The organism is Ktedonobacter robiniae, from assembly GCF_016587375.1.
Classification (GTDB): domain Bacteria; phylum Chloroflexota; class Ktedonobacteria; order Ktedonobacterales; family Ktedonobacteraceae; genus Ktedonobacter; species Ktedonobacter robiniae.
In genome coordinates this window covers 2,598,882-2,621,199 of the sequence record NZ_BNJG01000001.1, presented here as the reverse complement: position 1 = coordinate 2,621,199, position 22,318 = coordinate 2,598,882, and the positions used below count along the sequence as shown (strand labels likewise).

16 protein-coding genes and 1 pseudogene are annotated in these 22,318 nt (G+C 49.9%); 8 read left to right on the top strand and 9 right to left on the bottom strand.

Annotated elements, in window-relative coordinates; genetic code table 11:
• Positions 1-66 precede the first annotated feature (66 nt).
• From JMJ04_RS11035 to JMJ04_RS11005, 7 genes are all read right to left on the bottom strand, one after another.
• Entirely contained in the window at positions 67-510 is a 444-nt protein-coding gene (locus tag JMJ04_RS11035) for a hypothetical protein (protein WP_201370538.1), read from the bottom strand.
• Positions 511-781: 271 nt separating this feature from the next.
• Positions 782-3,475, bottom strand: coding sequence for a phospholipase D-like domain-containing anti-phage protein (locus JMJ04_RS11030; protein ID WP_201370537.1), 2,694 nt, complete (start codon positions 3,473-3,475; stop codon positions 782-784).
• 17 nt (positions 3,476-3,492) lie between these two features.
• Positions 3,493-4,518, bottom strand: coding sequence for a hypothetical protein (locus JMJ04_RS11025; protein WP_201370536.1), 1,026 nt, complete (start codon positions 4,516-4,518; stop codon positions 3,493-3,495).
• Between the two features lie 247 nt (positions 4,519-4,765).
• Entirely contained in the window at positions 4,766-5,956 is a 1,191-nt protein-coding gene (locus JMJ04_RS11020; protein ID WP_201370535.1) for an IS256 family transposase, read from the bottom strand.
• Positions 5,957-6,015: 59 nt separating this feature from the next.
• Positions 6,016-6,843, bottom strand: coding sequence for a tetratricopeptide repeat protein (locus JMJ04_RS11015; protein WP_201370534.1), 828 nt, complete (start codon positions 6,841-6,843; stop codon positions 6,016-6,018).
• 70 nt (positions 6,844-6,913) lie between these two features.
• Positions 6,914-7,309: a hypothetical protein gene (locus JMJ04_RS46500; protein ID WP_236037983.1), complete on the bottom strand. Its 396-nt coding sequence runs from the start codon at positions 7,307-7,309 to the stop codon at positions 6,914-6,916.
• Between the two features lie 282 nt (positions 7,310-7,591).
• Positions 7,592-8,293, bottom strand: a complete 702-nt coding sequence (locus tag JMJ04_RS11005; RefSeq protein WP_201370533.1) for a DUF4145 domain-containing protein — start codon at positions 8,291-8,293, stop codon at positions 7,592-7,594.
• Between the two features lie 854 nt (positions 8,294-9,147).
• Here JMJ04_RS11005 and JMJ04_RS11000 point away from each other — a divergent pair.
• From JMJ04_RS11000 to JMJ04_RS46495, 6 genes and pseudogenes are all read left to right on the top strand, one after another.
• The gene (locus JMJ04_RS11000) at positions 9,148-10,641 is read left to right on the top strand and encodes a DUF3375 domain-containing protein (RefSeq protein ID WP_201370532.1); all 1,494 of its coding nucleotides are present in this window, start codon (positions 9,148-9,150) and stop codon (positions 10,639-10,641) included.
• The gene (locus tag JMJ04_RS10995; RefSeq protein WP_201370531.1) at positions 10,628-11,215 is read left to right on the top strand and encodes a DUF4194 domain-containing protein; all 588 of its coding nucleotides are present in this window, start codon (positions 10,628-10,630) and stop codon (positions 11,213-11,215) included. The genes JMJ04_RS11000 and JMJ04_RS10995 overlap by 14 nt, the downstream gene beginning before the upstream one ends.
• Positions 11,196-14,570 (top strand): ATP-binding protein, encoded by a 3,375-nt coding sequence (locus JMJ04_RS10990; RefSeq protein ID WP_201370530.1) that lies wholly within the window; start codon positions 11,196-11,198, stop codon positions 14,568-14,570. The genes JMJ04_RS10995 and JMJ04_RS10990 overlap by 20 nt, the downstream gene beginning before the upstream one ends.
• A complete protein-coding gene (locus JMJ04_RS10985) occupies positions 14,567-15,754 on the top strand; it encodes a Wadjet anti-phage system protein JetD domain-containing protein (RefSeq protein WP_201370529.1) in 1,188 nt (395 codons plus the stop codon). The genes JMJ04_RS10990 and JMJ04_RS10985 overlap by 4 nt, the downstream gene beginning before the upstream one ends.
• A 364-nt stretch (positions 15,755-16,118) precedes the next feature.
• Positions 16,119-16,424: a hypothetical protein gene (locus tag JMJ04_RS10980; RefSeq protein WP_201370528.1), complete on the top strand. Its 306-nt coding sequence runs from the start codon at positions 16,119-16,121 to the stop codon at positions 16,422-16,424.
• A 107-nt stretch (positions 16,425-16,531) separates the two neighbouring features.
• Positions 16,532-17,671, top strand: a pseudogene (locus JMJ04_RS46495) (ISAs1 family transposase).
• Between the two features lie 87 nt (positions 17,672-17,758).
• On the opposite strand, the gene JMJ04_RS10965 reads toward JMJ04_RS46495, so the two are convergent.
• Entirely contained in the window at positions 17,759-18,133 is a 375-nt protein-coding gene (locus JMJ04_RS10965; RefSeq protein ID WP_201370526.1) for a VOC family protein, read from the bottom strand.
• A 125-nt stretch (positions 18,134-18,258) separates the two neighbouring features.
• Here JMJ04_RS10965 and JMJ04_RS10960 point away from each other — a divergent pair, with 125 nt between their 5' ends.
• The gene (locus tag JMJ04_RS10960; protein ID WP_201370525.1) at positions 18,259-19,449 is read left to right on the top strand and encodes an IS256 family transposase; all 1,191 of its coding nucleotides are present in this window, start codon (positions 18,259-18,261) and stop codon (positions 19,447-19,449) included.
• Between the two features lie 493 nt (positions 19,450-19,942).
• Here JMJ04_RS10960 and JMJ04_RS10955 read toward each other — a convergent pair whose 3' ends face one another.
• Positions 19,943-20,446, bottom strand: coding sequence for a ClbS/DfsB family four-helix bundle protein (locus tag JMJ04_RS10955; RefSeq protein ID WP_201370524.1), 504 nt, complete (start codon positions 20,444-20,446; stop codon positions 19,943-19,945).
• Positions 20,447-21,148: 702 nt separating this feature from the next.
• Here JMJ04_RS10955 and JMJ04_RS10950 point away from each other — a divergent pair.
• On the top strand, positions 21,149-22,123 hold the full coding sequence (locus JMJ04_RS10950) for an aldo/keto reductase (protein ID WP_201370523.1): 975 nt from the start codon (positions 21,149-21,151) through the stop codon (positions 22,121-22,123).
• Positions 22,124-22,318 lie beyond the last annotated feature (195 nt).

Below are 22,318 nucleotides of genomic sequence, written 5' to 3'. Positions count from 1 at the left end.
GTTTCCACCTATCGATCCGGCCTTCTTTCTTTCCAGAACAGAGGCACGGAGCGCCTCCACATGCTTTCAGCTTGAAAAGGGTGCCCCGCCCCTTTCTGCTCTCTGATCCCAGAGCAATACATCCTTGAAGAATTCAGGAGTCGCCACCACAAAGTGAGCTTCGTATCCATCGTCTCCCATGTCCTCCGAGCAGTCAAGGATGTCGATCCAAGTGGTTTCCACTGGGAGATCATCAAGAGTGGTAATAGAGAGACGCTGCGTAAGCACATCTCGCTGTTGGTAGTACTGCTGCCAGGCACCTTCGTTCCGTCTCCCGCTCTCAAGCTCAGCAGCGATAAGCTGCCCAGAGATCTGAAACACAGCGCGAACGCTTTCATAAGCTGGAAACGGGACAAACGGGCCAATGACGATGCCCTGCCCAACATCCGCTTCTGGATGGGTGATTTTTGCGATTGCTTGGCCTTGATAGATGATCAGATACTCCATAACTCCCTCTGATGTCAGATGCAAGCGGGAAATCCTACTCGTTGAGCCAAATGAAGAGGATAGCTCTTCAACAGTATATCAGTAGTATATCATTTGGCTCAGTTGTGAGCGTACAGAGGACGTTGCTTCCTTCATATCCGACCGATTGATTTCCGCCTCAATGGGCTCGTCACACTCATTGCGCAATCCGTGGGCTTCAACGCTGGCATCGTCGGTCCTACAGTAGTGGTGCGCGCTCTGAAGCAACCGGTGGATGGTCCTGCCGAGCGCTTATTCATCTCTATAGACTTAAAGCTTACCACCCCTCTGACAACCTTTCTATAATATCTCGACGAGACAAAACTGTCTCACAAAGCTCCCATCCAGGACCTGCTGGTTGTACAGTACTAGCATAGCGCAAATCAAAAGCATTCGCCTGCTTTTTCTTTTGAGTAAACTGGGAAAAGTACTCATCCAGATTTTCAATATGCTCAATCCACTCATCCTCAATAGTGTCTGGAAGAGAGCCAAAGAGGTTATAGCGGTCCTTCATGCGCTGAGACAAAACCTGATATACCTTCTCATCTATCGTGTCTTGATAAACCAAATTTAGCATGTCCACACGTTCCCGTGTTTGCCCAAATCGCTTGATCCGGCCAATACGCTGCTCCAGGCGAGAAGGGTTCCAAGGCAGATCCACGTTAATCAGTATCCCAAGGGTTTGCAGATTTAGACCTTCGCAGGCTGCATCCGTAGCCACCACCAGGCGGATAATGCGATCCCGAACAGCCCGCTTGATTTCTTCCCGCTCGACACTGCGCCACTCCCCGGCAAAGAATAATCCAGACTTTCCTGCTCCTGCGTACAGAGCTATTTTCTCATCCGGTAGAGAGTTGGTTAGGCTCTCTGCCACCCAGAAGGATGTGTCATAATACTGACTGAAGATAATGCAGCCGTATTCCAGCCATTTCTTATCTTTTAGAAAGTGCAATACGGCTTTCAGCTTAGGATCCGCTGGTTTCCGGTCCAAAAAATCAATCAATCTCTCAAGGTGGCTGATTTCCTGACTCAGGATAACCTCAAAATTCTCAATGAGGCTCGCCTGCTCTTCGTCTTCGGGGAATTGCCGTTTTTCCAAGAGTTTCTTAGCAGTAGCCAGACCACTTGCGAAGCTGGAACATATACGCTGCCGCATCATATCTTTCATAAAGCCAGCCGCCTTGGTACGGCGCCGCATGGCATCTCCAAAATCCTCTGCCGCCTTATATGCTCCATCAAAATCAGTGGATGTCCGCAGCGCAATTCCTTGAAACATCGGGAGACGTTCCATTTCGCTGGGCCAAATGTCTACTGCAATCCGCTCCAGAAGGCCCATATTCTCCAGGGTTGCCCGCTTCCGCAAAACAGTGTGACGAACAATGGGGTTATTCCGTTGAAAGAAGCTCAGACCCTCTTCATCAGATTCCAGCCTCTCAGAAAACCCTACGCGCGTGAATAGATCCAGATCCGTGAAAGATTTATCCGTGTAGAAGCGGGTGTCTGGGATAGATAGATCTGACCGGATGTGGTCAAAGAGCGCATCCTCGGTTTTGGGAGGCAACGGATTGCGAACCAGATCCCAGGCTTCGCTCTCATTCGTGACGTTCTTTTCCTTTGTCAGAATAGGGAGCACTGTTTGGCAGCTTTTCCAGTGGCTCAAAAACTGTCCTAGAACGTGATTCGCCCCTTGGTTCAATACTTCCAGCAAATCCCACAATTCCTCCACATTGGTCTGAATAGGTGTCGCTGTCCCCAATACAACATGTTTCGAACGTTGGGCAGCTTTTATCATAAATTTCAATAGGTTATTTGGCTCGCCTTCCTTGTTCCCAAGGCCCTTGGATTGTCTGGCACGATGAGCTTCATCCAAAATGAGGGTTCTATATCGCCGGTTCAGCAGGATACTAGCTTCTTCTGCCTGATGAAAGATCAGGCCCGTAGAAACAATCCCAATACGGTAAGGGCACCGGCCAATATCCTCAGCCCCTCGGGTCTTGATGATGTTCCCATTATGGTCCTGCCAGACCTTGCGATTGGAAATCCAGATAGCGGAAGGGATTCCTAGCTTATCATTAAGCTCAACCTGCCATTGCAGACAGAGAGTAGCTGGGCAAAGGATCAGAACTGGACCATCTCCCAGAAGAGCAGCTACCATCGCACTAGTAGCGAGAGAGAGGGTTTTTCCAACCCCCACCTCATCGGCCAGGATAAAACGCCCTACCCCGTAAATGCTCCGGTGTTCTAAAAATAGGCCAACGAAAGATCGTTGCCAAGGTTTGAGTTCTTCCCCCATCCTATAAAGCGGAGCCTCCACTAGGGCAGCAGGAGCAACATCTTCAGGTTCTATCTCATCAATAACCACTTCCCGTTTGCGGGAAAGTCGTCCTATTTCCTCGATGACCGCATTGGGCAGGGGAACTCCCCGTTCCCATAGGTATTCAAATTCAGCTTCAACCCAAGCAATCCCCTCTTCCGAGGTATCTTCCCAAACAATTTCATAATGTGCTTGCCAGCCCTCGCGCGTTTCATTTAGGCTACCGATAAAGGCGGAAGCAGATCCGTCACGTTGTCGGATAACTCCAGCTTTCCCATGGAGAAAAGGAGCCTCCGAGGCAGAGCAAACGCGGACCTCAATACAACCACTCCTCAGTAACTCATAGAGCTTTTTATAGCGGGGACGATGGAGCAGAGTATCAATTTCATCTGTTCCTTCGTTCCACTTCTCTTTCAGAATGGACTCTTGTGCCAAACGGGATGCTTTGATGTCTCGGGGATCCAGGTCACTGTTACAGACAATCCGAACCTTTTCAATGCCGACAATCTCCTCGCCGACCACCTCAAAGATAGAAGAGCGAAAGTAGCCAGCAATCCGTTTGTATTCACTGGCATTCTGAAGACGATCCTTGAGAAAAATATGGGACAAGCGGCCAGTCCTGGATGAAAAACGACGGATGAAAGCTGTTTCCGACATAGGTGACTGCATCCTTGTTACCCACCTAACCGTTCATTTTGAATACGCCCTAACAGAATTCTAGCCGCCTCAGCCTCCCGTGGAGCTGTTTTCTCCCGTTTGGAGGCAATATAGTGAATCAATGCCTTCAGCGCTTCCCGGCGGCTGTGATAATCCACTACCAGATCTCGCAGGTGACTCATTACTTCATCACTATCCAAATCTTTTTGAAGCTCATAGAGTGCAAACAGGACGGCCCTCAAACCGGACTGGCCAAACTCGCCGTCAAACTCGGTTTTCTTGAACTCATAACCAGTTTTCAGCCGGGCATCATTGGCCTTAGAGGATGCCATCATCGAATTATCGTTGTTTACCCTAAAAGCCTTCGCAAAGTTTTGGTAGTTATCCAGCTTCTTTAGCCCTAAGGCTTCTAATTCTATCATCTTGAGATAAAAACGTTCACTACCAGTTAGCTCTTCCCAAATAGCGGGTTGGATACCTTCTGGTACCAAGTGCTCGTTGGCGATCTGAACAGCAAAATCGATAATCTCACTCACTACGCCTTTTGCGCCTTTAGTACGAGGTCGTAAAGCCTCAGCAGCCATATCTCTACCATCAATATGGGTATATCCTGTCAAGACCCGCAGGGCGGCAGCATAGCCTGCCATTTGTAAGTCGGCATCTTCAAACAGATTCTCAATCAGGGTATTGCTCTCGGCGTGCTTTTTACGCTTAGAAACAATGGTTTGATTCAGGCCCAATAGAGTATCCATTTGCCGTTCGACTTCGGTCTTGACTTCCTGAACCAGTTCATCCAGGTAGGCAGAGGCTTGCTCCTTGCGCTTGCGGAGCACCAGCAATACCGTACCTTGGACATAACCACCTTTTTTCAGCTCGGAGGTAGTTTCTGTGGCGATATACCAAGCCGCCGTCACCTGAAGGCCGGCTCCCCACATAATAGCTACCATATCCACCCAAACGCCTGTATCCTGGTGGGTAAACATCACGACTTGTAGACCGTTATCGGGCATGTAATCTGCCATTGTCTTATAGGATGCTACCATGTCACGGCGGAACTCCTCTCCGGAACCTCTGATAGCTAAAGCTCTACGGCTATCCCAAATCCAGTTTTTGTAATATTTTGATGGATTTTTTCTGAGCCAGGAAATAAAGAATTCAGTTATTTCCTGGTAGTGTACCGCGTCCGCATAGGGGGATCTGTAATAAAGAGATCGCAAGAGACTCTTAACTGTTTAGCATCAAGGGTCTCCACGATCGAAGTAGCCTGTAGAGGAAACTTTTGGCAGTATGTCAAGTACTGTGTAAAAGGACAAGATCTGGCTGAGCTTGCGATGCTAGTGGCATCGTGAGCTTGTGGAAGGTCAAGCCGCGAATGACAGCATAGAAGAGCAGCAGACAGCTCCCCTCATTGCGAAACGCGGCAGCCATCTTGTGCGAACGACGTTTGACTTCTCCAAAGAGCCGCTCACTGACATTGTTGGTGCGAATGGTCTTCCAGTGCGTCTTCGGAAAGGTGTAAAAGGCGAGACAAGCCTCCAGATCCCGCTGCAAGCACTCTACCGCGGTGGGATAGACCTTCTGGTACTTCTCAAGGAAAGCAGCCACGGCTTGATCGGCCTGCTGTCGGCTTTCTTGGGAAAAGAGGGCTTTGAGCTCAGGTTCAAGCTGTTCTCGCTGCTTGCTCGGAACGTAACTGAGCACGTTCTCCATCTTGTGCAGAACACAGCGTTGTCTCTGTGCGGTCGGGAAGTGCTTGGTGATGGCATTGAGCATGGCCCGGTTGCCATCACTGATCCAGAGCCCGATTTCCTTGACTCCTCGTGCTTTGAGGTCCTCCATGAGATCCTCCCACGCCTGCTGATTCTCCCGATCCCCCACGCGAAAAGCCAGCACTTCTCGCTCTCCGGTGATGGCAATGCCCACCACCGCCAAGATGGGCATCTTGCAGCCTTCGCTCTGGTAGATCACGGTGAAGTAGGTCCCATCGGCAAAGGCGTAGGCATAGCGCTGAGCTAGGGGACGGGCTTTCCACTGCTCATACTCCTCTTGCAGCGTATGAAACACCCGCGAGACGGTTGAGGCACTCGGATGCAAACCGGTTAATGTCTCGATGATCTCTCCGACTTGAGCCATGCTCACTCCTTTGATGAACATGTCTTGCATGGCGCCATCCAGCTCGTCGCGGCGGCGATGATAACGCTCAAACAACTGCGTGTGATACCCTCCTCGCGTGCGAGGAACGGGCACATCAGCGATTTCTCCCACGGTGGTGTCCAGATGACGGCTGTAGTGTCCGTTGCGTTGATCTCGACGGTGTTGGCTGCGCTCATACGGCTTGGCTCCAATAAAGGCCGTCACTTCTTCTTCCAGCACATTGATGAATGCGATGCGAACGGCGTACTGGAGTCGCTCTTTCACCAGCTGCTCAAAGGCCTCTTGACGGGTGATGATGTCTTCGCTAGAGTGATCGTAAAGGGTCATGGCTATCCTCCTGGTTCAGTTTTACTACATTTTCCAGTTCAGGATACCAGACCTTTTTTTTACACACCACTCAGAATACTGCCAATCGCCCGGTTATAAGTCTGGATGGCTTCCTCATAGTGACCTAGTTCTCTCAGAATATCACCGATGGTATCTTGAAGAGATGCATCTTTTGTATCGAGGCGAGCAGCTTTCTGCCAGATTGGCAAAGCTTCCTCGTAGTGTTTCAATTCAATCAGAAGCCTGCCTTTCTTCTTCGAGATTTCAACCTCATCGGGAGCTACTTGGAGCGCCTGATCAAAGGTGCTTAGCGCCTCATCATACCGCTTGAGCTTCACTAGTGCCTCTGCCTTTGCCGTATAGGCATCCTCATCTTGCGGTTGTAAGCGAATGACCTCCTCGTAGAAGAGCAGGGCCTCTTCAGGGCGATTAAGGTGAGACAACAGACGGCCTTTCCACTCATACGCTTGAGCCTGATGGGGATGCTGTTGCAAATAAGTATCGCATATTTTTAATCCATCTTCGTAGCGTTGCCGTTTTGAGAGAAAAAACAGTTTCTCTTGGTATCCCTTAAAAACAGCAGGAAAACGTTCAATAAACTGATCATGGGTGGCCAGCACATCTTCATCACGACCAAGCTGCGAAAGAAATCTGGCTTTGGCCCAATAAGAGTAGTCGTTATCAGGATCGAGACGGATTGCTTGATCATAGGCAATTAATGCCTCGTCATAGCGTCTCAGGCTAGCAAGGATCTCTGCTTTCTGTCTATAGAAGTGGTCAGAATTGGGTTTCAATGTAATAGCTTGTTCTAGTGCTTCCAATGCCTCTGTTTCACGTTTCAGGCAATGAAGATTCTCACTTTTCTCCTTATAAGTCGCTGAGTTCATTCGATCGCTCTCAATGGCTCGATTGCTGGCCTCTAAAGCATCCTGATAGCGCTCAACAGCCCGAAGTTACTCAATACTTAATGCGAGCGACGACCGAACTAGCCGGGCTGCTCGGGATTGCCGTGTAAGACAAAAGCAGGAAGGGAGCACTTGCCCCTCCTGCTTTTGTACGTAGAGTGCTATGTTTGTTAGCATACAATCCGAACCAAAAGCCGACGTTATAGGCGAGCCGCCGTGGTTCGTCAGCCATAAAATCGCTGATAAACCGCACCACCTCCATATCGCTCTCCGGCCGTGTATCACGGTAGATGGCCTGCTGGCCTGCCTGAAAGCCTGCCTTGACATCCGGGTGCTCAATCGCAAAAAGAGCAGGGAAAAAGGCGCTGTTACAGGTTGTTTTAGCATGGATTGACTCTGATCCTGCGTGTATGAAAGGTCTATCTACTGCTGAAAGATCTACTCTCATCTCGAAACGTCTACTTTCTTCAGCAAGGTCTACTATTTGCGATGCCGAAGGTAGACTTTTCTGAAGAAGATAGACTCTTGCCGAAAATAGATGAGAGAACAAGAGCCCCGTTCACCTTCACCTTCTCCATTCATCGACCACACCAAACTGGGCCAACTCCACAGTCCCGTCTTGGGAAGAAAAACGGGGCATACTCATGTCGTTATTTGAATGCGAAGGAAGGAGAGGCTTTTTGTATGTTGGACAACAATATCAGTACCATTATATGTAGTTGAATATTCTTCATTTGCTCCTATCTCTTTTCTCAATTTCATCTCTTTTAGTTTGGGGTAAAGTATCATACATCTTTTTAATCTCGCGTGGACGGGTTATCATCTCTTCCACAATAAAGTTAATGAGCTTAAAAAGCGTTTTTACTGTCTTGGCGTCGTCGTTAAAGTCAATTTCTCCTGGATGCACCGCATTATTTCCAGCAATTCGTACAATATCAAATGCCTGTTGAACTTTAGGAGATAACCCTGCTTCTACAAGTGCCCGAATATCATCATGGAGATTTTTCCCAGGTTGCCCTAAATGAATGCAGAGTTTTTGAAGTGCGAGTCTGAGAAGAGCAGCGCTAGCACGAGGAGAGTGAGAGAAAATTGCTGATGCCTCTTTATAGACCTCAATAATATCTTTGGGCATATCACGAGCGTATTGCTGAACTAATGCAATAGGATATAATTCTTTCCATCTGTAATCCTCATCCTCTATATCTTCTGGTCTCTTGCTAAACAAGGCACCACCATCGTCGGCATAAAGTTCCACCAATGTTGGTTTCGAGCATGTAAGACAACGAAGTAATTGCCAAATATACTTTGCCCATTCATTTTCAAAATGTTCATCTTCTGTGAAGTAGATATACTCACCCTCTTTTTTAAAAATTGTTCTGTTTCCACAGTGATGACAAGCCATTGGCCCAACCAGATCTTTATCTTCGTTCATGGCTTGGTACTCCGTCCTCTCGTAGTTTTGGAGCAAAAGCAGCTAGTTTATCAACTTGGTGTAAACTATACCAGAGTTCGCGAAGATTGCGCTACACTGGAGACCTTCCTGTAGACTGTTTTGGCTGTTTGTCCCTGTTTGTTTAATTCGTCTGATGCAGCCCGAAGTTACTCAATACCTAATGCGAGCGACGGCCGAACTGGCCGAATTGCTCGGCATTGCCGTATAAAACAAAACAGGAGGGAGGCAATCGGCCTCCTCCTGCTACTCCTTGGGACTATCGCGAACGTTGCAAATGATGTGGTCGTGGGAAGTGGTCAAATCTGAACAATAACGAGAGAAAGTCAGTCTTGATGACCTTAAGTGTATAGAACTTCGCGACGTAGAGAAAATACTGAGCGGGATCCATGAATTGTTGGAGGAAAAGGGAATAGTAGTCACTATCTGATCGTGTTCTAGAGCCTAAGGAAGAGGTTGAAATAATACCGTATTATTTCAACCTCTTCTGTGCTATCTAGCTGCGCACTATCCTCCTGTTCTTCTCGACCCGACTCTACCAGGTGGCTTAGAGAGCGGAATATATCCTCAAGGAATCGAGGGGACAGTGAGATAGCAAAATCGTGTGATATGTTATAATAGATGTATTCTAATAGAAGCGAGAAGCTATCTAAGAAACAGAAAAAGTAAGGCGAGCAAGTGCCTCTCTTTGGCCCACACCAAGCATTCTTCTTAATTGCTCGCTGAAAACTCCATCAGGCTGGAGTATGTGGAGGAAGATGCTCAATTACGATAGGATTTTTTGTGCAGATTTGTATGTGGGACTAAGTGGCAATGGCAAAGTAGAGGAGTGATCGATGGGCTTTGATATGAGCGAAGAGCAATTAGCCTACACTCTTGAGCACGCTTCTAGTATTAAACTTCTGAAAGCCGATTCTGCCGCGCTGATTATCAGTTTTTTACATCGAGAATTTAAACAGGCACAGCGTGTCGCTGTTCCCCATCCTGAGTTCATCGAACATCTTGAGGAATACCTAGAATATCTTCGTGAGCAGAAGCCAGGACAGTATCCTGGAACAGCTCAGGCATATATCAGGACATGGTCAGACTCCGACCACCGCTTCATCCATATCGTGGCACACGGCAATTCTGAGGTACCAATGGTGGTGCTGACTTCAGAAGCCGAGCGTGCGATTGGCTGGCTGGAAGATATGCAGCCGCGTTCGTTTGTGGGAACCGAGTCACGTTTCCTCCTGATTGTGCAGCTCATTCGTGATCTTATCGAGAAGAGCACAGACGATCCCGATAAGCGCCTGGAACAATTAGAACAGCAAAGGAAAGATCTGGATCAGCAGATTGAGCAGATTTATCAGACAGGGATGGTGGAAAAACAGTATAGTCCGACCCAACTTCGAGAGCGCTTCATTGAAGCCTCGAATATGGCGCGCCAACTGCTCCGTGATTTTCGGCTCGTCGAGGAGCGCTTTCGTGACATTGCCCGTTCAGTCCAGCAGGCCCAACTCCAACCGGGAGCGCGCAAGGGATCGCTGGTCGAATATGTCCTCGATGCAGATGCGGATCTGAAATCGTCAGATCAGGGACGCAGTTTCTACACCTTCTGGGAATTCCTCATTTCGCCCTCACAACGTGACGAGTTGAAAGCATTCCTTGAGCAATTGACGCACCTGCCTGAACTCCGTTCGGTGCTTAACGAAGAGCGTGTCTTACCACGACTCTCCAGCACGCTTATTGAGGCTGCCGAAAAAGTGGTTCACTCCAACGCTCGTTTGGCGGAACAATTGCGCCGCTTATTGGATGAGCAGGCAGCAGCAGAAAATCGTCGTGTCCAGGCACTGATTCAGGACATCAAACGAGAGGGATACCGTCTGGCTCATGTCATTGATGGAAGCATGACATTTCTGGAAATTGAAGGAGCGCCGGAGATCAACTTGTCGATGGAACGTGATCTCTGGAAACCGGAGAAAGCGAGGCCGTCCGGCGAGCCGCCTCTTCTCGTGAGTGAAGAAGATCTGCGTGACATCGATCTGACAGCACTTTATACCCCATTCTCTCTTGATGAGGACATGTTACGAGCACGCATTGAAACTCTGCTTGAGTATACGCCACAGATCCGCCTTTGCGAAGTCCTTGCTCGGTATCCGGTAGAGAAAGGACTGGCCGAAATCCTGACCTATTGTATGCTGGCCGCCAGAGATGCACGCCACCAAATCGATGTGGATGCGAGCGAAACAATACGGTTTTCTTCGCTGGCACAAGAGGATGGTTCAGTGGAGCGGGTGTTAGTCGTGCCAAGCGTTTTGTATCGAAGGAGCGACTATGAGGGGGAGTAGTGTCGAGCCTTTTGCCCCGGCGGTGATCAAACTGCTGCAAGGTCCGCTTTTTAGTGATGACGCTCAGACCTGGAATGTATTGCTGAGGCATCTGGATCAGATCCGCATTCATTGTGCAAAGATCGGACTGGAACTTCATATGCAGGAGGAAGATGGCTTTGCCTATCTGATCCAGCCGGATCTGGAAAATGAGGAAGGGCAGGTCGTTGAACTGCCCCGCCTGACGCGACGTATCCCTCTGAATTATCCCACAACGGTGCTGTGTGTCCTCTTACGCGAACAACTTTTACAATTTGAGGCCAGTAATCTTGAAAGCACGACCTGTATTCTCACCAGGGGACAGATCCATGAACTCCTCATGCATTTCCTGCCTGAACGTAGCAATGAATTACTGGAGCAGAGCAAAATGGATGCGCTTATTTCGCGCGTGGTCGACCTGGGGTTTCTCAAGAGATTGCCAAAGCTCGGCCCGGACTATTTTGAGGTGCGTCGTATCCTCAAGGCCAAGATCGATGCTGATCGGTTAGTCGAGATTAAGGAGAGGTTACAACACTATGGTGCAAGTGAGGAGTGAAGAAGCAGGGCGTGAGGACCAGGTGGTGGCCAGTGGTTTCCGCCTGGAGCGGATGGAAATTTATAATTGGGGAACCTTCAATCGTCGCATTTGGAGCCTGTGCCCACACGGTGGCACATCTCTGCTGACAGGCGGAAATGGCTCCGGCAAATCAACGATAGTGGATGGGTTATTGACACTGCTCGTCCCTTTGCGCAAACGTAGTTACAATCTTGCATCAGGTTCAGAGAAGCACAAAGAGCGTGATGAGCGTTCCTACATCTTAGGAGCGTGGGGGAAGCAGAAAGATCTTGAAAGCAATCGTTCCAAGCCGCAATACTTGCGCTCGAATACGACCTATTCTGTCTTACTGGCCGTTTTTGCGAATGCCGAACTGGATCAGGTTGTTACCCTGGCCCAGGTTCTCTGGGTTGATGAAAAAGTGTCGAAATTGCACCTGATTGCCACCGCTCCTCTCAGCATAGATACCCACTTTCGCTTGCAGGGAGCGCCGAAAGAGTGGCGCAAACAATTCAAGGCGCAAGGCATTGAAGTCTATGACGAATTTGTACAGTATAGCCGGCGCTTTCGCCAACTGATGTATATAGGCTCAGAGAATGCCCTCGATCTGTTTAATCAAATTGTCTCTATCAAGGAGATTGGTGGTCTCAACGCTTTTGTCCGCAATCACATGCTCGAACGAACAGATGCTCAGGATCGTATCAAGCAGTTGCAGGAAAACTTCACGAATTTGACGCGCGCGCATGATGCCATTCAATTAGCAGAGCGCCAGTTAGCAATACTAGAACCCTTGATGCAGGATGCACGACGCTATATGGAGCAACAAGCTCGTATTGACGAGACCGTGCGAAGCAATCGTCTTCTTCCCACGTATATCATGATGCAAAAGAAACAGCTTCTTGTCCAGACAATCGAGGACGCGAACCAGGAATTGGCACAAGCGGAGGCAAGCTTTGACAAACTCGAAAATGAACTGAATGATCTCGACCAGCACATAGTACGCTTGCAAATTGACCTCGAAAATGATGCGATAGGCAGGCAGATCACGGATTTGAACCGGGAAATAGACTCTCTTCGACGACAGAAAAGAGAGCGTGAAAAAGAAGTCGAAAAATACAACAAGCGAGCAAGGGACCTTAGACTTGCAGAGTATAAGGACGAAAGCTCCTTCTATGTAAACCAGCAACAAGCCAGAGCAATACAGGAACAGATTGAAGAAAGGGGTGAATATCTCAAGCAAGAGCGCGACCTGCACATGGAGAAGGTTACGCCCCTCAAACACGAGCAGGAGGAGCTTGAGGAGGAACTGCTTTCTCTTCAACAGCGTAGCAGTCAGGTTCCCACTGAAGATATTCTGTTGCGCCGGCGGTTGATAACAGAGCTGAAATTGGCGGAAGAGGATCTGCCATTCGTCGGTGAACTGCTCCGGGTGCGCAGCAGCGAGGAGCGATGGGAACCTGCGATTGAGCGCTTGCTGCACAACTTTGGGCGGCGACTGCTGGTCGCTGAGCACCTGTATCAACGTGTTAGCGGCTATGTTGATCATACCAATTTGCGTGGACGATTGGTCTATCATCGTGTCTCCAGCGCCAGAACGCCGCGCCACGAGGAGCGATTATCGCCACAATCGCTCTTTTACAAGCTTGAGACCAAACCCGGCACTGCGTTTACAGGCTGGTTGAATGCTGAGTTGATTGACTATTACAACTATCTCTGTTGTGAGTCGTTGGAGGAGTTTCAGCGGGGCCACCAGGCGGTAACGCTCAAGGGTCAGATAAAGCATGGAGGTGCTCGTCATGAAAAAGATGATCGGCATGCCCTCGGTGATCGTCGACGGTATGTTCTGGGGTGGAACAACCAGGAAAAACGTGCGACGCTTGAAGAAGCGCTTAAGAGAGTGAAGCGTTTATTACAAGAAACTGATCGGGTAGTAAAAGAAATAGAGCAGGAACAGAAGCAATGCTGGGAGACACAGTCAAGCGTGCAATCATTGCTGACATGGGAGAGCTTTGACAAAATCGATTGGCAGGTTGTGGAAAGAGAATTGCAAGGTCGGCAGCGGCGTTTGCTGGAGTTAGAAGCCAGTAATCAGCAGCTTGCAACGTTGCGCAACCAATTGAAATCTGTTCAGGAATTGCAGAAAGAGAAGAAACAGGAGAGAGACACATTTTTTGCGAAAAAGCAGGTATTGCACGGAGATATCCAACGATATGAAGCGCAGCAGCAGGGATGTGATCGTGGTTTGGATCAAATGGTGCTCTCACAACAAGCGGAAGTATTGGAGCGTATAGACAAAGAACTAAGGGAGATATTGGAGCAAGAGAAAAAACCTGCCCTTTCTTTAACGACCATCGACGATGCCCGCGACCGATTAGGGCAACTCTATGCCAATCGCTCATCATCTTTCAATGCCCAGCTTCGCCAGGTATCAGAAAAGATCGTCGGCAGAATGAGAGATGTACGCGAGACGAGTCCTGTTCTTGCCCAAGAAATGGATGTATCGATAGACGCTATAGCGGCGTATCGTGATCTCTATGAGCATCTCAAGCATGAAGACTTACCACGTCATCGTCGCCGTTTCAAAGAGTTGCTGAATGAAAAAGTGATCACAGACATCGGAAGTTTTCAGGGAGCACTGGATCTGCAAGAGGAAGAGATTCGGGAGAGGATTGCCCGGCTCAACAGATCGCTTCGTACCATTGGTTATACCGACGTGACGTATATCCAACTGAACGGTGAACGATCCTATGATGCAGAGGTCCGCGAGTTCAGAATGCTCTTACGTGCCTGTTTGCCGGATATTGGACAGGCAAGGACTGCTGAGATAAACGAGGTCAGTTTTCAGCGTATCCACGCCCTCCTACAACGCTTTGAAAAGGATGAGCGCTGGACCAAAAAAGTGACCGATGTTCGCAACTGGCTTGATTTCTCCGCTTCTGAGCTGTATCAGGAGAGTGAGGAACAAAAAAACTATTATTCGGACTCCTCCGGCAAGTCGGGGGGACAGAAGGCCAAACTCGCATACACTATTCTGGCATCCGCGATTGCCTATCAATACAACCTGGACCAGGAAGAGGGCCGCGAACGCACCTTCCGCTTTGTGGCAGTTGACGAGGCGTTTAACCGGTCGGATGAACGGAATGCACGGTACGCCATGGATTTGTTCCGGCAGCTCGATCTGCAAGTTCTGGTCGTAACTCCGCTCGATAAAATTCATGTGGTCGAAAAATATATCTCGTCCTGCCATTTCGTGACGAATACCGAAGAAGAAAATGACTCGAAAGTGTACAACCTGACCTTCGCCGAGTATCTCGAACGGAAGCAAGCATGGCAAACAGGAGCAAAGAATCTGTGATTACGCCTGATGAGATCAAGCAGAAGGCTGAACGGCAGTACATTCCATTTTTGCGAGCCTGGTTGCGAGGGGAAGCTTTCGTCCCCATGGTATTTTCGGCAGGGAAACCCTCCTCTGACTTCGTACGTCTCAAAAACGAAGTAGAGCGCTTGCAAGCCTGCGCAAAAACAGAGGGCGGGTCCGGCTACCGGATTGAGTCGGTAACGCAACAAAAGCGATTGCTGGGAACACAAACAGTGCCGATCCACGTTGTGCTGGACACGTCGAAGGATTTGCTGTCCACCATCAAGAAGGACGAAGAATTTATTCGTTTTAAACAGGATGTGCAGCTTATCCGTGAGCAGATTCCACAACTCGAAAGCTGGATGCAAACGAATCCAAAGAAGGTCGTTGATAACCATAACTGCTGGTCGGGATTGCTTGCTGTCTGTCTCTATTTTCTGGATCATCCCCGACCACATCTCTACATTCGAGAACTCCCCATCAATGTCGATACCAAATTTATTGAGCGGCACACCGGGATTTTGAAAGAACTCCTCGAACAACTGCTTCCTCAGGAAGCCATCATGCACGATACCACCTCGTTCGAGAAGCGTTTTGGACTCCGTGAGGAGGAGATCCAGGTTCATATACGCTTGCTCGATGATCAGCTCAGAACGCACTATGCGCTGTTAATTACTGAGCTGACTCTCCCACATTCTCAATGTGCAGCACTGCCTCTCAAAGGGCAGTATTGTATCATCACTGAAAATAAGATGACGTTTCTTACGCTGCCTCCTTTACCTAACACTTTTGCAATTCTTGGTGGGGGCTTCAAAGTAGGCAGCCTGGTGTCTATCCCCTGGCTGTCTGAATGTCCAATGATCTATTGGGGGGATCTTGATGCCCATGGGTTCCAGATTCTCTCCCAGCTTCGTTCGATCTTTCCGCATGTCATCTCGCTCATGATGGAAAAAGAAACCTTGCAGATATTTGCCGAATACTGCGTGCGAGGAACGCCCTGTGCAGTGCGAAGACTGCCTTATCTGACAGCAGATGAGCATGAGCTTTTCCTGCACCTTGCTCAGAACTCGATACGTCTGGAGCAGGAACGTATTACTCATGCATATGCGTTGAGGCAAATACAGAATACGTTGCTACAAATGAGGAACAGGGACAGAAGAGGGTCATCGGGGGGCATTTAAGAAAGATTGTCCAATATATTAAAAGTGTAGGGCAGGTACTCGATGAAGTGCATTTCGTCTCATGCAGCCCGAAGTTACTCAATACCTAATGCGAGCGACGGTCGAACTGGCCGATCTGCTCGGCATTGCTGTGTAAGACAAAACAGGAGGGGAGCAATTGCCCCCTCCTGCTTCTTTATGTATAGTGCTATTGTTTGTTGGCATACAACCCGAACAAAAAGCCCACGTTATATGCCAACCGTTGCTGCTCGTCGCTCCTAAAGTCGCTGATAAACCGCACCAACTCCATATCCTCTCCGGCCGTGTATCACGGTAGATTGCCTGCTGGCCCGCCTGAAAACCAGCTTTGACATCAGGATGCTCAATGGTAAAGGGCCTACTTGGCGCCGCTCTGCAAAGTATCGACGATCCAGCGGCGGCTGTCGGCCATCAGCCAACTACGCTCGGCTGCCGGGTACCACTCCTTACACGCTTGCCCACTGTCAAACTCACCATGCAGGGCATCAGACGAACCCATGTCCCACAGCAAGTGGTACGCAAGATGCGCGGCCCGCCGTCCAGTATTATCTATTGGCTGGTTGACCCGCTAGGTACCTCACTGATCGATCAGCGCGACCGTGCGCTACTCCTGCTTGGCTTTGCTGGGGCGTTCCGGCTAAGAGCGATCTGACTAATAAATCCCGTTTAGCAGGGCAATCGTATCTAAATAAGCTCAACAACAATAGAAGAAAGGAAGAGGAGGTGATAAAATAAGCCGAAAAAGCGGGAGGCCACGAGATGGAGGAGAACAGCCGACAAGATCTGGAAAGCCTGTTTGCGCAAGTGGAAGACCCTCGAATGGAGCGAACCAAGCGGCATCGATTACGGGATATCATCATTCTGGCGATCTGTGGAGTTTTATGTGGAGCAGAAGGATGGGTTGAAATTGAGGAATTCGGGAAGGCGAAAGAGGCTTTTTTCACGGACTTGCTCGGCTTGCCCAATGGAATTCCGTCTCATGATACGTTCGGGCGCGTGTTTGCCCTCATTGATCCCAAACAGTTTGAAGCGAGTTTCACCCAATGGGTACAAGGGATCAGCCAAACCGTCAAAGGAGTGATTGCGATTGATGGCAAAACGCTGCGCCGCTCGCACGATCAGGCAGCAAGCCAAAAAGCGCTCCATTTGGTCAGTGCCTGGGCAGTCGAAAATCGTCTGGTGTTGGCTCAACTCGCGACGGAAGAGAAGTCCAACGAGATTGCCGCCATCCCGCTGCTCTTAGAGCAACTGGTGCGCGTATGGCTGCATTGTGACCATTGATGCGATAGGACGCAAACCAAGATTGCCGAGCAGATTATCAAGCAAGACGGCGACTATGCCCTGGCTCTCAAAGACAATCACGGGAACCTGTTTGACGAGGTGAAGGCGACGTTTGCTCTCGCGGAAAAAGATGGCTTTGCCTGCCCGTACTGGAAGATGGATCGACAAGTGGAGAAAGGTCACGGTCGATTGGAAATTCGCGAATATTGGACCCTGAGTGATCCGGAAATCCTGGCCTATCTCGACCCGCAACATCAGTGGAAAGGCTTGCGAGGCATTGGGGTCGTTCGGGCGCAACGGCGCATGGAGCAGAAGACCACGAAAGAAACGCGCTACTTCTTGCTCAGTTTTTCGTCAGTCAACGCCTTTGCCACTGCGGCCAGAAGCCACTGGGGCATTGAAAATAGCCTGCATTGGGTCCTCGATATCGCTTTTCGAGAAGATGAATCACGTGTCAGGCTCGGTCATGCCGACGAAAATCTCGCAGTGCTTCGCCATATCAGCTTGAATTTGTTGCGTCAAGAACGTTCTTCCCGTGTGGGCATCCATGCCAAGCGCCTCAAAGCCGGCTGGGACACCAACATCTTCGGCGTGTTCTTGATGGGATTAATTAGATGAGATTGCGCTGACAGCGCTGTCAGCGCAATCTCATCTAAAGCAGAAGAGGTGCTTCATATCATCATCCCTGCTTCTTTTCTTACCCTTTTATTTCTTCTGACTGACGAGCAAAACATTCCCATCAGGATCTTTAAAAGCCAGGAAATACATTGAGCCAATATCTTCAATACCGTTTAGCAGTTCGATATCTCTGGCCACCAGAAAATCATGTGCAGCTTGAATATCAGCTGTTTCGAGCATCAACTGGGGATGCCTGCCATCTGGTTGAGTGAGTGTCACGTTGGCATCCAGAGTTAAAAAAGGACTGTGTTGGCGATCCATTGGCACATCATAAATGGTGCCTTCGTGGGTAGTGCTCCCTTGGGCCACGCCGAGCAACTCGTTATACCACTTGCTGGAGCGCTGCATATCCGTCACATGCACAAAGACACTGGTGACGCGATTTTGGATTGGACTTTTCATCGTTTTATTCTCTCTTTCAAATTGGTTCTTTCTACCCACAAGGGCAGTATTCTGAGTGGTGTGTAAAAAAAAGGTCTGGTATCCTGAACTGGAAAATGTAGTAAAACTGAACCAGGAGGATAGCCATGACCCTTTACGATCACTCTAGCGAAGACATCATCACCCGTCAAGAGGCCTTTGAGCAGCTGGTGAAAGAGCGACTCCAGTACGCCGTTCGCATCGCATTCATCAATGTGCTGGAAGAAGAAGTGACGGCCTTTATTGGAGCCAAGCCGTATGAGCGCAGCCAACACCGTCGAGATCAACGCAACGGACACTACAGCCGTCATCTGGACACCACCGTGGGAGAAATCGCTGATGTGCCCGTTCCTCGCACGCGAGGAGGGTATCACACGCAGTTGTTTGAGCGTTATCATCGCCGCCGCGACGAGCTGGATGGCGCCATGCAAGACATGTTCATCAAAGGAGTGAGCATGGCTCAAGTCGGAGAGATCATCGAGACATTAACCGGTTTGCATCCGAGTGCCTCAACCGTCTCGCGGGTGTTTCATACGCTGCAAGAGGAGTATGAGCAGTGGAAAGCCCGTCCCCTAGCTCAGCGCTATGCCTACGCCTTTGCCGATGGGACCTACTTCACCGTGATCTACCAGAGCGAAGGCTGCAAGATGCCCATCTTGGCGGTGGTGGGCATTGCCATCACCGGAGAGCGAGAAGTGCTGGCTTTTCGCGTGGGGGATCGGGAGAATCAGCAGGCGTGGGAGGATCTCATGGAGGACCTCAAAGCACGAGGAGTCAAGGAAATCGGGCTCTGGATCAGTGATGGCAACCGGGCCATGCTCAATGCCATCACCAAGCACTTCCCGACCGCACAGAGACAACGCTGTGTTCTGCACAAGATGGAGAACGTGCTCAGTTACGTTCCGAGCAAGCAGCGAGAACAGCTTGAACCTGAGCTCAAAGCCCTCTTTTCCCAAGAAAGCCGACAGCAGGCCGATCAAGCCGTGGCTGCTTTCCTTGAGAAGTACCAGAAGGTCTATCCCACCGCGGTAGAGTGCTTGCAGCGGGATCTGGAGGCTTGTCTCACCTTTTACACCTTTCCGAAGACGCACTGGAAGACCATTCGCACCAACAATGTCAGTGAGCGGCTCTTTGGAGAAGTCAAACGTCGTTCGCACAAGATGGCTGCCGCGTTTCGCAATGAGGGGAGCTGTCTGCTGCTCTTCTATGCTGTCATTCGCGGCTTGACCTTCCACAAGCTCACGATGCCACTAGCATCGCAAGCTCAGCCAGATCTTGTCCTTTTACACAGTACTTGACATACTGCCGGATTTACAGTATAGCATCTGGAGAGCCGATTCTATCGCTCAATTTGCAAGGTTCGCGTTAGTACCAAGGAACAGTAGGAGGGAGCCGATTGCCTCCCTCCCGCTTTGGTTTACACGGCAATCCCGAGCAGCTCGGCTAGTTCAGCTGTCGCTCGCATTAAGTATTGAGTAACTTCGGGCTGCATTAGACGACAAAAAGTCAAAGGTTTTCATTGCCATTGGTCGACTTTGGCTCTTCCCACGCGATGCGCAACGAGCTACAAATCTGTAGCGAGCACGAAGAAAAATGTGCCTTATCCGTGCCCTCGACCCCTTCCTGTTTTTGCACGCGTTCGCTACTGGGCAGCTCGTTGCGCCCCCGTGGGCATGACCTGTTGGCAGCCATCAGCACACATCTTGCAATCTGATGCGGCTGATCCAGGTGACCTGGCGGTGGAACTCGGTGGTCACAGTTCGATGTTCCTCTTTTGAGAACACGACCCTGTTACCTCCCCCTCCGCGCTCTGTCGAGCCACGCACGCATATCTGGCTCATGTTCCTCGTGAAAGTGCGAGAAGAACGCTTTGCCGCTTAACGGCTCGCCTTCCAGCCATGCAAAGCGGTGAGGATCCTGGAGATCCTCCTCAGAAAAAGCATCAAGGGTCTCCACTAATTGGTGAAAGACGTCACGCGAATCGCTGAGGACATCTGCTAAGGGACGATCTCGATTGGCTTCGTAAATCCAGGCATTGATGTCATCATCTGCCTGCAACTCTGACGGCCAGGGCGGTGAAACATCTGGTTCGTGCTTCAGCGCTGCCTGGAAGCGTTGGACCGTCCGGCGTCGCCAGCCAGTGAGGTGGGCAACGATATCTTTGATCGACCATCCACCAGCGACATCTGGCTGTGTCATATTGGCTTCCCCAATCTCGTCGAGCAAGGCTTGCCAGGAAGCCTGTTCCTGGTGCAATTCCGCAAGGAGTTGGATTTTACTGAGAGAAGTTCCCATCCTGCTTTCCTTTCATTTGGGCTTGTCTGCTAAAAAGCAACATCTTTGGGCAAATCTCACCACAGACTACCACACAAAGCGGTGAGAAGCTGTCCTCATTCATGGCAAGAACTGCCGATTCACTCCAAAACGCCACCACGTTGCGCAACCTGTGGGCTCCTGTCCACTTTGGGGGCTTATAGGTTACTTGCTTGACATATCAGTTTCTCTTGGCTGTGTGCTCTTTAAGCACAGCAAACAATCAGTAATCCCCAAGAATGGGCATGAGCCCACGGGATGCGCAACGAGATGCACTTTTAGCTGAAGTGGCTTCACCGGCCTGCTCAATGCTCCAGCTTTTTCTTGCAAAGGACGAGAAATACCTCTGCCTTTTGAAAATGGGCGCATGAGAAAGAATGTCCTCAAGCCAATTCACTGATGGGCTCAAACTCGTTGCGCATCCCGTGGGATGAGGCAATTTATGGGTCAAATTGCAATAAAGCTCCGTTCTTCGAGTTTTTGCAACACAGCCTATTCGAGAGGCGGGAACACCGAAAAAGGCTGCTGGTTATCTTATATACTGAGCGTACTGCAAATGAGATGGCCCGAATCGGAGAAGACGATTTTCCTAGCGGGAATACGGTTCCTCTTTCTTGCTGTTATCGTATTTCGTGTGGGGTGGGGTCGATGCTTATTGTTTCTATCCTGGAAGGTAGCGTTTTTATGAAGTATACTCATCTGGGTCGTACAGGGCTGGAAGTCAGCCGTTTGTGTCTGGGCACCATGAACTTTGGGCCGCAAACGAGCGAGGCCGATAGCTTTGCCATTATGGACCGTGCTCTAGAACATGGCATCAATTTCTTTGATACAGCCAATGTCTATGGCGGTCCTGAACACAGAGGGCACACCGAAGAGATCATTGGACGCTGGTTCGCTCAGGGTGGTGGACGTCGTGAGAAGGTGGTCTTGGCAACGAAAGTGTATGGGAATATGGGGAGTGACTGGCCGAACCATTCGCGCCTGTCGGCTTTGAATATCCGCAAAGCCTGTGAAGCCAGTCTGCGCCGTCTGCAAACAGACCATATCGATATTTATCAAATGCACCATGTCGCCCGCGAGGCGCCCTGGGAAGAAATCTGGCAGGCAATGGAGCAGTTGGTACGCGAGGGCAAGGTGATCTATGTCGGCAGTAGCAATTTTGCGGGCTGGCATATCACCAGGGCCAACGAGATTGCACAGCGCCGTAATTTCCTCGGTCTGGTCTCCGAGCAGAGCCTCTACAATCTGAACGCTCGTAGTATTGAACTTGAGGTCCTGCCTGCTTGTGAGGCGTATGGGTTAGGTGTCATCCCCTGGAGTCCTCTTGCTGGTGGCTTGCTCGGCGGTGTCCTGCGCAAAACGGAGCGGGGACGCCGCACTCAACCTGGCATACAGGAGGCTATCGAGAAACATCGGGCCAAACTGGAAGCGTATGAGAATTTCTGTGCCGAATTGGGTGAGGAACCTGCTAACGTCGCGCTGGCATGGTTGCTGGCGAATCCGGTGGTAACCGCTCCTATCATTGGCCCAAGGACGATTGAGCAACTCGATGGCACGTTACGTGTGCTGGAGGTCTCGCTGACAGCTGATAGTTTGAAGCAGCTTGATAGCATCTTCCCAGGTCCTGGAGGTGCTGCTCCAGAGGCGTACGCCTGGTAGGTAGAATGTATGCATCTTGCTGCATGAGCTTGTAATGCACTTTAACAAGTTTGTGCAGCAAGGTGAAGAGCTCTCATTCCTCCTTATTTCTTCCTCAAACGAATACTGTTTGCAAAAGGTTGACGGCGACTGAGCAGTAGGGACAGACTGTACATTCGGGAATTACATGGCTCTCCCGCGGTTTGCGTGATTCTG